Below are 13,061 nucleotides of genomic sequence, written 5' to 3'. Positions count from 1 at the left end.
GGCCAATTGTGTTGGCCTAGCTTGTGCAACGATTGTGTGACAACCAGCCGATAAACACCCCATCCTGTTCAAGCCGTTCGTGACTGAAACAGTCCCCACCGGGATAGGCCCCGTTGGCCGGGGTAAACAGAACCTGATTTTCACCGGGCAGGATATTGGTGGTGGCCTCGACCAATTCGGTATGGGCCGTGCCAAACCCGTCAGACGGCACCAGACAGTCATAGCGTCCGCCATTGCCATTAACCGTACGCACCCCGACCATGCCATGGTTGGTCGGCCAGGCTTTCAGTACCGACACCAGATCTCCCGGATTTTCAACAATGCAGGCATTGATGGCCGGCCACAGGTCTTCGAAATAACGGGTCCATTCATTGTTTCCCGGTTTTTTCAAATCAACGGTCTTAACAAGTGGGAAGTTGCCCGGCGCCAGGGCAAGTGACATCGCATTTGCCGAAACGGCACAGCGCGTGGTCCCCATCGGGCTTTGCCATGTGGCTTCCTGGCCTTTGCCGCGCAAATCGTACTGATCATTGCCGTATTCATAGCCAGATGCCGTACGCTTCTGATCGAGTGCGATCGGTTCACGGCCGGGGAATTCAATCACAACCGTATTGGCCTGATCGTCAAATCGGGCGGAAAAACGCCCCTTGTCCTCACAGACAAAAATCTGTGGTCCGGCAAGGGGGACGGCACTGCTTTCGCTGAGTTTTGCGTCAATTCGTGACAATGCCACCTTGCTTTGGGACAGTGCGCCGCTGATTTCATGTTCGTCAGGTTCGCTTGCTTCGCCGTTGATGGTTTTGCTGCCGTCTGAAAAACGCCCCATCGCAAAATCAAGCTCAAGCGTGTATTGCAATGCGCTGTCTGATGTATTCCCGCCGAAATTGGTGCGTTCGGCGTCCTCGGCAAACCGCAACAAGGTGCCATTGCGATAATAAAACTTCACATCCGAACGACCATATTTCCCAAGATCGCGATGCTCTTCGACATAGACCGGGACATCGTCGGTCGTGACGTATGCCTGATAGCTGACCGTATTGTCGCCATCGCGGTATTGACCGGGGATGACCCGCAAATCGCCAAGTCGGCTTTCGATTGCGGCCACATCTCGCGACACATCCGATCCATTCGTTTTGCGTGCCCCGTCTGACATCGGTCGTGCGATCTGCTTGACCATGATCTCGACATCACTTGGGGCATTGCCCGTAATGACCCGGTATGCCTGATCATTGCGAAACACAAGATCGCCGTTCTTGTTTATGATCGACGCTTCGACAACATAGGTGAAGCGCGCATCAATCTTGTCAGGATCATAGGGCAGGATAAAACCCATCGGCGGGTTTGAAACCGGATTGGACACGGACGCAATTACGGTTGCCGGTGCGTCGGCGCGCGACACATCGAGAAGCCGGACAACAAGGGTGTTGCTTTCGGGTGATAAGGCAATGCGTTCCCGGTACGTCACCGTCCCGGTTACTTTTGCTGTATGTGATTGCATCCCCGCGCACCCGGCAATCAGCATCACCATGCTGATTGCACATATCGTGCGCAGCGATCCCCAAGTAAAAGAAAGTCGTTTCATTCTGGCCCCAGTTTGCTCGTATTTTGCTGGCGATTTTTTTTAAGTTCGTTAATCGTGCCGCCAAACATACGTAAAACCAAGGCTAAAAATAGGCAGAGCACCGAAATCAGCCAAATTACATCAATTGGTCATGTAGCAAGACGGAGACAAAGCATCTGGCGATCTATCAGGAAAGGGTCCCTGATTTTCAGAACATGCTTAAAATCAGGGACCCGAAATCCTCGGCGCAGAAACCGGGATATTTAATCATCATACAATTACCCGGACCAGCTTGCCTTACCCGGCAAACCGCGTGCAGGCCTGCCCGGCAACATCGGTCCTGATCGACAGAAGCGCCCCTTCAAGCGGATTGCCATTGCCCTCCAACCCGACTGCGGCCGAGGTGATATAAAGCGTTTTAAGGTCCGGGCCACCAAACACGCAACTGGTGGGCTGTGTGACCGGCAGTTCGACAATCCGGTCAACCTCTCCGGCCGGATTAAAGCGGATCAGGCATCCCCCGCCCCAGCGCGCGTTCCAGATATAGCCATCCCCATCCATCGCCGATCCGTCCATATTGCCGCGATCCTGCGGGCCAAAGAAGGCGCGCGGGTTCGATGGCACACCGGTTTTCATGTCAAAATCATAGACATTCAGCGTGTTTTTGATGGTGTCGCCAAAGAACATCTTTGTGCCGTCATCCGACCACAGCAAGGTGTTCGAAATGCCGATATAGGATTCAAAGCGTGTCACATCGCCATCAGCACTCACCCGGTTCAAGGTTCCGGTTGAAACCGTCACCGGCAAATCTTCACCGTTCGGGCCGATATTGTTTTGCATGGTGCCGTGCCAGAAACGCCCCATCGGATCAACGCGGCTTTCATTCGAACGGTTGCCCGCATGATCGGAATCCGGAGCGACAAACGGCGTGGTTTCCCCACTTTCGGCATCCAGAAACGCCAAGCCATCCGCCAAGGCGACTAAAAGTCCGTCGTTTTCACGCGGGACAATTGCGGCCACCGGCTGGTCAAACGTCCAGCTGCGCGAACCACCATCATTGGGGCGCAGTGCATAGGCCGTCTTGCCAACAATATCGACCCAATACAAAACGCCATCCTTGGCATCCCAATGCGGTCCCTCGCCCAAGCTGCAGCGTAAGTTCGGCAAGACCGTTTTAACGTCGAACATGGTGTCTCCCTGATCATTCCTTGCGGTTTTCCGCTTTGTTTTATCGTCTGCGCCCCTGCCCGTCAGCATGGAAAACAAGATCGACAATCATTGACCCATATTGCTACCCGGAATGGGAATTGCTGAAAAGTCATTTTGTATGATGATTGGTATTTTTCGATTTGCAATCGCAACTCGGTTGCATTTGCTGCAAGTAATTGATAGGCATTCTCATATTGGGAAGGCGCGCGGGCCATGCTTCGCTGACCGTCTTACCCCATTCCCGTTTTTGCGAGTTCCCGGCACATGTTCGATCTGAAAGACGTCACCTTTAAAAGTGACGGCAAACATCCCAAAACGCTGCTTGATGACATCACGGTCAGCTTCCCGACCGGAGCATTTAGCGCGATTGTCGGCCACAACGGATCGGGCAAAAGCACGTTGCTTAAACTGCTGGCGCGCAAAAACAAACCGGCATCGGGCGACATCACGCTTGATCGCGCCGCCCTTGCCGGGCATGGCACACGCGACTTTGCGCGCAAGGTGGCCTATTTGCCGCAAAACCCGGTGGTCCCGCCGCATTTAAGTGTGCGCGAACTGGTTGCGTTTGGCCGGTATCCATGGCGCGGCGCATTTGGCCGATATCGGACCGAAGACCACGCCATGATCGACCGGGCGATGGAGATGACCCATGTTACCGAATTTTCCGACCGTCTGGTCGCCAGCCTGTCGGGGGGCGAACGCCAACGGGTTTGGCTGGCGATGTTATTGGCGCAGGACGCACCCGTCCTGTTGCTGGATGAGCCGACCTCGGCCCTTGATGTCGGGCATCAGCGCGACATCCTGCATCTGATTGCCACGCTCAAAGACGAAATTGGCCTGACGGTGATTGCAGTTTTGCATGACATCGACATGGTTGGACGGTTTGCCGATCATATTCTGGCCTTGCGCGGCGGGCGGACCTGCTGGCAGGGCGATGCGCAAAACTTCATGCGCGGCGATATCCTGCGCGACATCTTCCAAACTGAAATCGACGTCATCGCGGTGCCGGGCAGCACCCGTTTCGTCAGCTATGTTGCATAGGAACGCAAAGATGCAAAAGTTCTCGTTTGGCCGGGTTGCGGCCACCTGCCTGTTTGTGCTGGGCGGGTTTGCCCCGATTTCTGCCGGGGCGGAAACATTCTCCCACGAACTGGGCAACGCCACCTTTGCGCAAACACCAACCCGCTTTGCCACGTCGAACTGGTCGCTGACCGAAAGCCTGTTGGCACTGGGGATTGATCCCGTCGCCATCCCCGAATCTGATGGCTATCGCACCTGGGTGGTCGAACCGGAACTGCCCGAAACATTTGCCAATCTTGGCACCCGCCGCGAACCCAATTTCGAGGCGCTGCGCGACGCCAAACCCGACGCCATCCTGATCAGTTCGGACGTTGCGATGGCCTATGACAAACTGTCGGGCTTTGCCCCGACACTGGTCTATTCGATTTATAATACAAATACCGACGAGCCCGCCATCGACAGGGCCGAGGCATTGCTTCGCAACCTTGGCAAACTCGCGGGAAAAACAGACACCGCCGAACAGGTCATCGCATCGGCCAATGACCGGATTGCGGCCGCCGCCGCACGCATTCGCACATCGGTCGGCGATGATGCGACATTTGCCATCGTGCGCATTCTTGATGACGCGCATTTTCGCATCCATGGCAAAAATTCACTGTTCGGGTCTGTTTTAAACCGGATGGGATTTGCCAATGCCTGGACCGGGGACGTCAACAGTTGGGCCTTTCGCAATGGCGATGTGTCCGACCTTGCCAAGCTGGGCGATGTGCAATTTGCCCATGTTGAACCGGTCCCGCCCGCCGCCAAGGCAAAGCTGTTTAATTCCGCGATCTGGAAGGCCATGCCATTTGCACGCAATGGTCATGTCTATGACGTCCCGGCAAGCTGGTCGTTTGGCGGCGTATTGTCTGGTGCACGGTTTGCCGAACAGCTTGCCGATGCGGTTACTGCTGCCAACGGATCCTGAAAAATGAAAATCCTGCGCCTGTTTGTTTCCTGCCTTGCCGTTCTTGGTGTTTTGGGCGCCTTGCCCGTATTCCTTGCTGGCCGCGCATCCGCCGAACCGATTGTCATTGACCATGAACGCGGTACGCTGACCCTTGATCACCCGGCCAAACGGGTGGCTGTGACCAACTGGGCCTTTACCGAAACCGTGATGGCACTGGGGCTTGATCCGGTCGCGATTGCCGATCCGGTCGATTACCGTGAATGGGTTGCCAAACCGGATTTGCCGGAAAATTTCACCGATATCGGACAGCGCGGATCGCCAAACCTTGAAGCCCTGCGTGCGGCCAAGCCCGACCTGATCCTGATCAGTCAGGAACTGGAAATGGCCTATGAAAACCTCTCGGACATTGCGCCTGTGATGGTTTTGTCGGTCTATAATGATGGCAATGTCGCGTTTGATACCGCAAGCACCATGATGCGCAAGGTCGCCAAGGCCATCGGGCGTGAGGCAGAAGGCGAGGCATACCTTAAACAAGTTGATGAAAAACTTGTCGAGTATGGCGCGCGGGTGCGTGCGGTTCTTGGCGACGGCAACAAAATTACGATTGCAAGCTTCTATTCAGAAACCAATATCGGCGTGTTTGGCGCCCCGTCCCTGCCCGGTTCGGTTTTAAAGCGCATGGATGTACCGATGTCCTATGACGGACCGGTCTCAAAGTGGGGGTTTGCCCGTGGCGGGCTTGAAATTCTGGCCCCACTGGCCAAAACCACCTTGGTCTATACCAACCCGATCCCCGACGTGATTTATCAGAAAGTCTGGTCATCCCCGATGTGGAAAGTCATGGATTTCGTGCGCAACAAGCGGGTCTATGAGTTGCCGGTCGTCTGGGCCTATGGCGGGGTGGCATCAGGCTTGCGCTTTGCCCGGCTTTTGGCCGAAAGCCTTGAAAGCGGCCCCGTGCAATGAGCCCGACCGCCCATATGAACATAAAACGTGTATTCCCCCGCACGCCAACCATCTTGCTTGGCGTTCTAGCGCTGAGTTGTATTGGCGTGCTGATTGCTGATTTCTGGCCGTTTTTGCAACGCGGCCTTGCCGGTCAGGTGATCCTGTCACCCGATGAAACCGACTTTGACCAGATCCTGTTTCATTACAGCACCCTGCCGCGCCTAGCGATGGCGTTTCTGTGCGGGGCCGGGCTTGCCCTTGCCGGGGCGGCCATCCAGACGGTTCTGCGCAACCCATTAGCATCGCCAACCACCCTTGGTGTCGGGGCCGGTGTTGAATTTGCCCTGACAATTTTCATTCTGATTGCCCCGGCCTCCTTTGCGATATTTCAAGAAGCCTTCGCACTTGCCGGGGGGATGATTGCGCTGGGGGCTGTCTATCTGATTGCGGCCAAACGCGGTAATGCGACGTTATGGCTTATTCTGGCGGGGATGATTGTTAATCTGTTGCTGCAATCGGGCACGCAGGTTTTGCTGTTGTTTAACGAACAGTATTTGCAATCGGTCTTTATGTGGGGGGCTGGTGATCTGGCCCAAAATGGCTGGGACGCCACGCTGTTTATCCTTCCGCGTGTGGCGATTGGCATGATTGCGGTATTGGCGCTGTCACGTCCATTGGACCTTTTGGCGCTTGGCGATGAGACCGCCAGTTCACTGGGGGCCAAGGTCACGGTTTTACGCCTGTTGATCCTTGGCTTTGCCGTGTTCATCACCGCATCGGTGATTTCAGCCGCCGGCATGATCGGCTTTGTCGGCTTGGCTGTGCCCGCCGCCTTGCGGATTGCCGGACTGACCCGATCACGTGATCTTATGATCTATTCGGTGTTTACCGGTGGATTTGCGTTGCTGTTCATTGATTTCATGGTGCGCCAGTTTAACGGGCTTGGCGGCGACATCCTGCCGACCGGGGCGGCGACGGCCTTGTTTGGCGCACCATTTATCATCCTGATCCTGCGCAAAGCCCGGATCATACCCGGAAACCAAAGCGACGATCAGCACAGCGACCAACAGATCATTTCCAAAACCGGGTTGAGCATCCTTTTGACCGTCATCCTGATTGTTGGCGTGGTGTTCTCACTGTTTACATCGCTTGACGGGAATGGTTTTGCCGTTCTGGGCTGGACCGGCCCATGGGGCGACAGCAGTTTGGACATCTTCACAGGCCGGGCCGAACGCACCTTTGCCGCGATGATTTGTGGCGCCGCCCTTGCCGTCTCAGGCACCCTTATTCAACGCGTCGGGCGCAATCCGCTGGCCAGTCCGGAAATCACCGGGGTCAGTTCGGCCACAGCCCTTGCGATTATCATCGCACTGGCCATTTTCGGGGTTGGACAGCGCGCTGATCTGATGCTGGTCGGGGCGTTTGGCGGGATCATTTCGTTGATCGTGTTACTCGCCCTGTGTCGTAAATTCAACCATGCGCCGCATTACATGTTGCTGAATGGCCTGGCGCTCACCGCCATCCTCGGTGCCATCGTGCGCATTGTGCTGACCCGCAGCGGCACACAGACATCAATGTTGCTGTCGTGGCTGGCGGGTACGACCTATTTCACCAATATGGACGAGGTGATGATTGTCGCGGGTGTTACCGGTGTCTTGCTGATTGTTGCGATTGCCCTGCGCCGTCCGCTTGAACTGGCATCCCTTGGCACGGATCAATCGGTGTCGCTTGGCCTTGGCATTTCAACGTTCCAGTTCGCCATGATGTTGGTCGCCGCCATTCTGGCCGCGGCGGCAACGCTTCTGGTTGGGCCGCTCAGCTTTGTCGGGCTGATGGCACCGCATCTGGCGCGCGTGGCCGGATATAGGCTGGCCGGTGGGCATTTGCTGGGATCGGTTTTGATCGGGGTCAATGTGATGATGGTGGCCGAATGGCTGGCACGCAACATACTGTATCCACAGCAATTGCCAACCGGCCTGATTGCCGCATTGATCGGGACCAGCTATTTCCTGATCCTCGCCGCGCGCAAACGATAACGAACACAGGCGTCTCCGGTTCCCCTAACGCCTGTGTCGCCGGGTCCGTACGTCGGCATCAATTTGACGGGATGTAGTCACCGTCAAACTTGATCAAGTCATCCTTGATCTCATACCAATCGGGTTTGGATGCGGTATGGATATGAACCGACGGACGAATTTTCGGATCATCATCCAGTGCTGATGCCGCAACCACATAGATTTTCTCTGACGACATATCGCCCAAAGATGTCCCGCATTCCTTACAAAAGCAACGTTCAAACTTTCCATCCGGCCCTTTGTAAAGGCCAATCGACTCTTTACCCGACAGGAGATGAAAATCATCGGCCTTGCCAATCACCACCGCAGAAAATACCCCGGCAGCCTTACGACAGCGTGAACAGTGACAGTAACTCAGCGATGACGGTTCACCGGAAATCTCGAACCTGACATTCCCGCACAGACAGCTTCCCTTGATCATTTCACATCCCGATTTTATGCTTCAAAGAAATAGAACATAACATGAACATTTAGCGCCTACCAGCAAGAATACCCCTGATGCTCGTCCATCATCCTTTTTGGTTTCACCCACCCAATTCAGGCGGCCAATTCTTTGCCATCTCGAATGCGCTATCCAGCGTTCGAGCATGTTTCATTGGAAATGGCAGCATGCGGGCGAAGTTACTGTTTTCAACTTTTTCTGCATGATCATGCAGATGGCCACCCCCGTGATGATGGTCTTGTTCGACACGGATCACACCCTTGGCAAACACCGTCAAGCGATCGCGGTTTTGCTTAAACCATGCAGCGGCCTGTTTGCGGGTTTCGTGATCCTGTTCCGTCATGCCTTTGACCCGCATGATCAGCAGTGCCGGTTGGCTGCGTTCCGACAGGTCATAAAGGGCCTTGATGTAGGCCTTCCCGTCGGCGGGGCTTTGCCGACCAATCATTTCAAACAGCACAATGTCATGTGCAGGCATGCTGGATCTAAACACGGTCGTTTCCCAATCAAAATGGCCCGGCGGAAAACCACCGGGCCCGTATTTCAAACAAAATGCGGCGTTAAAATTCGCGCCGGAACCCCAGCATAACGGTTCGGCCATGTCCGGCGACGGAATAGCCGCGCAGTGCGGTTGCCGCCGGGTTTTCATAGCTGGCGTCAAAGATGTTTTCGACCCCGAACCGCGCTGTTCCGCCCAATACCGGGTAATGGGCCGACAGGTTAAAGACGAGGCTCGATTTGATCTTTGCATCTTCGATCTTACTCCGCGGGGCGGTGTATGTGCCATCAAAGCGCATATTCAGATCATCCCAGACGTAACTGTCGACATATCCGGTAAAGCGGAACGGCGATGGAATGCGGTTATTGGGAAGCCAGCTATCAAGATCACCGTCTTCGTTGGTGTCATAGCGTCCTTCGACGTAGGATGCCAAGGCACCGACAAAGGTATCTTCGCTGATGTCGTATTCGGCACTGAGTTCGGCACCAAGAATGCGTTCTTTTTCCTGACTGAGCTTGTTGGTCGATGAATCAAAGTTATCACCGCGCTCGTTCGTGCTCATGTAAACAGCACCCGTGGTGCGAAAATCGGTCCCGGCATAGCGTGCGGCCAGCTCATAGGTTTTGACCTTGGACGCCTCAACATCAATATCGGCAAAATCAAGTGGAATGCCGGTCAATCCGGCCCGGCGGGTATAGGCCCCGACATCGGGAACAGAGAACCCTTCGCTGTAACTTAGCGAGGTATCAATTTTATCAGTCCAGTGCACCACTGCCGATGCATTATAGGTCACCGCATCATAGGTCGTGTTGCCGCCAACAAAATCGGCTGTTCCGAAATAAGCCTGCCCGACACCGCCGACATAGCGCATATAGTTCGGACGGGTGAAATCCTTGACCGTCAGGTCATATTTTTCATAACGCACCCCACCCGATAGATCGAGGTATTCGGTCACCGGGGCGGACAGTTGGGCAAAGACCGCCGTGCCGTCCTGCGTCATCGGGGCACCAATATCGCGCCCACTTACCGTGCGGTATTTGACATCATCATATGTCAGGTCCCCGCCCCAACTAACCGTCATGCCGTCATAGATCATATCAAGCGACGTATCGGTCGAAAGTTTCACCCCGGTTTTCACCGTATCAATCACCGACTGGCCCCGCGGATCTTCGGCTGCGGGGCTACCGGGCAGTGCGACCAGTGCAAAGTTATAGGTCGCGTGATATTGCGCGTTCGCAGCCTGTTTATAGCTGTCATTGTAAAACAGCTTAAGATCGCCAACGCCAAGCTTGCCAAAGTCATATTCATATCCGGCGGTGAAATACTGGCTCTCATCCTCAAGCGGCTGGGCATTGTACGGTTCGTCATAATCAACCGAAATCGGATCGGTGGTCAGGTCGGGATAATATTCAATATCCTGACGAAACCGAACGACTTCGCCCGACAGAAACAGACGATGCCCATCAGCCAGCGTCAGGCCGGTTTTTGCAAAAATGTTGAGATCCTCGGCATTGTCAAAACCGCCCTGCCCCAGCATCGCGTCGGACGGCATCTGATTGCCGTAACCGTCATAGTAGTTTTCTGATTTGGCTCCGGTGATGCTGGCGGCGTAATCCACCGCACCAACACCGCCACTTCCCGACAGGGTCAGGGATGGGGCAAGACTGTCACCAACATCTTCGGTAAAGGCCTTGATATGACCATCAACCGTAAAAGTGTTTACCCCGGCCTCGCCGGTTTTGGTGATGATGTTGATGGTTGCCCCGGTGGCACCATCGCCGTTCATGGCGTTTGATCCGGGGATGACTTCGATGCTTTCGATCTGGGCAACATCAATCATCGACAGAATGCGGCTTGAATTACGAAGCGGCGTATTGCGCGAAATCCCGTCGACCAGCACCTGCACATCACGCCCCCGGAAGGTTTCTGTACTGCCAATCAGGCTTTGGTCATCAAACATGAAGCCCGGCACGGAATTGCGAATGACGTTGGTGATGTCGCTTGTTTTCGCCAGTTGGGCGTCAATCTGATCACGACCAATCACCACAACGGATGGCGACATCGATGTGATGGAACGGCGCGACCGCGTGGCACTTACAACAATGTCAGGAAGGACCATCGAGCTATCTGTTTGCTGTGCCGCCAGTGGGAAAACCCGCACGCTGTCTTCGGTAATGAATTCAAAGCTATGCCCGGACCCTGCCAGCAAAGCCGTCAGGGCGGCTTGTGCGTTGAACTCCCCGCTGACCGACGGGCTGTTAAGCCCCGAAAGGTTGCCCTGAACAATCAGTTGAAGACCGAACTGCCCGGTCAATTGATCAAGTGCCGTCCGCAAATCGCCCGCAGTGATCGCCACCACTTGCGGTATGCTTGCGCCAGATTGCGCAAATGCGTTTGGTGTTGAAATCCCCAGCACGGCGGCAACCAGCGCACTGGTGCCCAGCATGCGTGCTTTTGTCATTTTCGTGTTTTTCACGCGTTTTCCCCAAGATCAGAAATAATAATGCAACTCACTATTATCCTCATGACGCATGGGGACGGGGTTTGAGGATGTCGGTTATGCTATTTTTTTGAAATTATTTCGAAGCCACCCGGGAAGGATTCCTTTTTAAGTGCGTAAGCACCGAGCACTGCGGCAATTGCACTTTGCGGTTTGCTGAGGTCAAAGCTGCCGGTGACATAGACATCATCCAAAAGCGGATCAAGAACATAGGTTTCATCGGCGATCAGGGGCGTGATTTTTGCCAGAAGTTCTTCAAGTGGCATGTCTTCTGCGATCCATCGCCCATCGCGCCATGCGGCCAACCGATCAATGTCGTAGGCGCCATAGCGCATATCGCCCTGTGCGCCCTGCCATGCGGCGTGTCCGGCGGACAATTGCGCCAATCGAAGATCACCGCTTAGAACATCAACCACACCTTCGCGGACTTCGACCCGCGGATGACCCGCCCAGTTTGACGCGGCAAATTCCGTACCCACCGCACGCGCCACCAGATCACCGACACCAACGCGAAGCGGACGTGATGCGTCCTTTGCCACCTTGATATAGATACCGCCCTGCAGCACCGTGATATCGCGGAACTCCGGCGTATAATCGATGTTTAACCGTGTGCCCGGCTCCATCCAGATCTGCGACCCGTCGGGCAAGTCATGGATTTGCGAAATGGCATTGGCCGACTTTTCCGCCATCAGGTCGGGATCAGGGCGCACCGCCCCAAAAACAAACAATGCGATAATCACCATCAAGGTCGCCACCGCCATAACGGGTCTGAATTTCCGGTTTACCGGACGCATGCCCGGCAACCGTCCCGTCCCACCACCCAGAGCACCAAGGCGTTCAAGATCATCGCGAATGCCATCAAGATCCGTTTGATCAAGCGCACGCGGCATATCTTTTGACACGTTATGTGATGATCGGTTTTGATCAACCGCAAGTGGCCCGGCAGGGCCTTTGGCGTCGGCGGCCACAATTTCCATACTGCGCCATGTTTGGCGCGCCCGGTCGAGCAGCCCCAAATTTTGTGGCGATGCCGCCAGCCAGCGATCAAACGCAACCTGTTCGGTGCGGTCAAGATCACCGCCGTCAAACCGGACGGCCCAAAAATCGGCAATGTCCTTGTCGCATGTGCAATCGTCAGGATAACGGAATTCTGTCATGGCAATTTTGCGGCCCGGCCTTTGATAAAGTGTCTTATTGGTTAAATGACGTTCGGAACGGGGAAATGAGGATATCAAGGAACAATCCCCTAATTCTCATGACGCGCCAAGACTTCCCGACAATGCTTTAACGCAGTTCGCAAATGCTTTTCCACCATATTACGACTAACCCCAAGCTTTTCTGCCGCCTCGGCCGGGGTCAGATGGTCGCGTTTGCAGAAAAGAAACGCTTCGCGACAGCGTGGCGGCAAACTTTCAACCGCCATTGCAATGATATCAAGCCGTTGACGATCTGAACTGATTTGTTCGGGTGTCGCGTAAAGATCACCGCTGCCCTTCATCTCGGCGATGTCGGAAGGGTCGCTAAATTCCAGCGGGTTGCGGCTTTTCCGGCGCAGAACATCAATCGCCAGATTGGTTGCCATGCGCATCAAATAGGCCGGCGGATTTTCGACTTCTTTGGGGTCAACATCCCGGCGGCGCAATTGCACATAAAGATCCTGCAACACGTCCTGACTTTCCTCACGCGTGGGCAGGTATTTTTCAACCTGACGCAGAAGACGCGGATGATATTGTTGGTAAATTCCATCCCAGAAACGGTCACTGGCCGCCATACTCATACACCGGCATAATCAATAATGATAACGGTTATCATTTTCAATGACGGTTATAGTCGATGAGAAACAATCGTCAATCCCAAA

Annotated in this window: 11 protein-coding genes; 4 read left to right on the top strand and 7 right to left on the bottom strand. The window is 54.8% G+C overall.

Translation table 11 applies throughout. The features are described from left to right. Nucleotides 1-16 precede the first annotated feature (16 nt). Complete coding sequence (locus COO92_RS12155) at nucleotides 17-1,582, bottom strand: YbaY family lipoprotein (protein WP_101302426.1); 1,566 nt, start codon at nucleotides 1,580-1,582, stop codon at nucleotides 17-19. Between the two features lie 276 nt (nucleotides 1,583-1,858). Next, nucleotides 1,859-2,749, bottom strand: coding sequence for an SMP-30/gluconolactonase/LRE family protein (locus COO92_RS12150; RefSeq protein WP_101302424.1), 891 nt, complete (start codon nucleotides 2,747-2,749; stop codon nucleotides 1,859-1,861). A 285-nt stretch (nucleotides 2,750-3,034) separates the two neighbouring features. Here COO92_RS12150 and COO92_RS12145 point away from each other — a divergent pair, with 285 nt between their 5' ends. Genes COO92_RS12145 through fhuB form a run of 4 tightly spaced genes read left to right on the top strand, consistent with a single transcriptional unit; the run spans nucleotide 3,035 to nucleotide 7,723 of the window. Beyond that, on the top strand, nucleotides 3,035-3,811 hold the full coding sequence (locus COO92_RS12145) for an ABC transporter ATP-binding protein (protein WP_101302422.1): 777 nt from the start codon (nucleotides 3,035-3,037) through the stop codon (nucleotides 3,809-3,811). Between the two features lie 10 nt (nucleotides 3,812-3,821). Next, nucleotides 3,822-4,757 (top strand): iron-siderophore ABC transporter substrate-binding protein, encoded by a 936-nt coding sequence (locus COO92_RS12140; RefSeq protein ID WP_101302420.1) that lies wholly within the window; start codon nucleotides 3,822-3,824, stop codon nucleotides 4,755-4,757. A gap of 3 nt (nucleotides 4,758-4,760) precedes the next feature. Continuing rightward, entirely contained in the window at nucleotides 4,761-5,705 is a 945-nt protein-coding gene (locus COO92_RS12135; protein ID WP_101302418.1) for an ABC transporter substrate-binding protein, read from the top strand. A gap of 14 nt (nucleotides 5,706-5,719) precedes the next feature. Further along, entirely contained in the window at nucleotides 5,720-7,723 is a 2,004-nt protein-coding gene (gene fhuB, locus COO92_RS12130; RefSeq protein WP_240626419.1) for a Fe(3+)-hydroxamate ABC transporter permease FhuB, read from the top strand. Nucleotides 7,724-7,781: 58 nt separating this feature from the next. Here fhuB and COO92_RS12125 read toward each other — a convergent pair whose 3' ends face one another. From COO92_RS12125 to COO92_RS12105, 5 genes are all read right to left on the bottom strand, one after another. After that, nucleotides 7,782-8,183 (bottom strand): GFA family protein, encoded by a 402-nt coding sequence (locus COO92_RS12125; protein ID WP_101302415.1) that lies wholly within the window; start codon nucleotides 8,181-8,183, stop codon nucleotides 7,782-7,784. A gap of 103 nt (nucleotides 8,184-8,286) precedes the next feature. Then, entirely contained in the window at nucleotides 8,287-8,697 is a 411-nt protein-coding gene (locus COO92_RS12120) for a hypothetical protein (RefSeq protein WP_101302613.1), read from the bottom strand. Between the two features lie 67 nt (nucleotides 8,698-8,764). Further along, complete coding sequence (locus tag COO92_RS12115) at nucleotides 8,765-11,179, bottom strand: TonB-dependent receptor (protein WP_240626418.1); 2,415 nt, start codon at nucleotides 11,177-11,179, stop codon at nucleotides 8,765-8,767. Nucleotides 11,180-11,265: 86 nt separating this feature from the next. Continuing rightward, on the bottom strand, nucleotides 11,266-12,360 hold the full coding sequence (locus COO92_RS12110; protein WP_101302413.1) for a FecR family protein: 1,095 nt from the start codon (nucleotides 12,358-12,360) through the stop codon (nucleotides 11,266-11,268). Nucleotides 12,361-12,449: 89 nt separating this feature from the next. Continuing rightward, nucleotides 12,450-12,974 carry an RNA polymerase sigma factor gene (locus COO92_RS12105; RefSeq protein WP_101302609.1) on the bottom strand — a complete coding sequence of 175 codons (525 nt, stop codon included), beginning with the start codon at nucleotides 12,972-12,974 and terminating at the stop codon, nucleotides 12,450-12,452. Between the last annotated feature and the right edge of the window lie 87 nt (nucleotides 12,975-13,061).

Origin of the sequence: Thalassospira lohafexi, from assembly GCF_002844275.1 — a bacterium.
Lineage (GTDB): Bacteria > Pseudomonadota > Alphaproteobacteria > Rhodospirillales > Thalassospiraceae > Thalassospira > Thalassospira lohafexi.
The sequence above is the reverse complement of the archived record's forward strand: the minus strand, read 5'-3'. Positions and strand labels throughout refer to the sequence as shown.

Excerpts from the sequence above, each read along its gene's own strand:
- COO92_RS12155 (WP_101302426.1), bottom strand. The coding sequence starts at position 1,582 with ATGAAACGACTTTCTTTTACTTGGGGATCGCTGCGCACGATATGTGCA.
- COO92_RS12150 (WP_101302424.1), bottom strand. The coding sequence starts at position 2,749 with ATGTTCGACGTTAAAACGGTCTTGCCGAACTTACGCTGCAGCTTGGGC.
- COO92_RS12145 (WP_101302422.1), top strand. The coding sequence starts at position 3,035 with ATGTTCGATCTGAAAGACGTCACCTTTAAAAGTGACGGCAAACATCCC.
- COO92_RS12140 (WP_101302420.1), top strand. The coding sequence starts at position 3,822 with ATGCAAAAGTTCTCGTTTGGCCGGGTTGCGGCCACCTGCCTGTTTGTG.
- COO92_RS12135 (WP_101302418.1), top strand. The coding sequence starts at position 4,761 with ATGAAAATCCTGCGCCTGTTTGTTTCCTGCCTTGCCGTTCTTGGTGTT.
- fhuB (WP_240626419.1), top strand. The coding sequence starts at position 5,720 with ATGAACATAAAACGTGTATTCCCCCGCACGCCAACCATCTTGCTTGGC.
- COO92_RS12125 (WP_101302415.1), bottom strand. The coding sequence starts at position 8,183 with ATGATCAAGGGAAGCTGTCTGTGCGGGAATGTCAGGTTCGAGATTTCC.
- COO92_RS12110 (WP_101302413.1), bottom strand. The coding sequence starts at position 12,360 with ATGACAGAATTCCGTTATCCTGACGATTGCACATGCGACAAGGACATT.
- COO92_RS12105 (WP_101302609.1), bottom strand. The coding sequence starts at position 12,974 with ATGGCGGCCAGTGACCGTTTCTGGGATGGAATTTACCAACAATATCAT.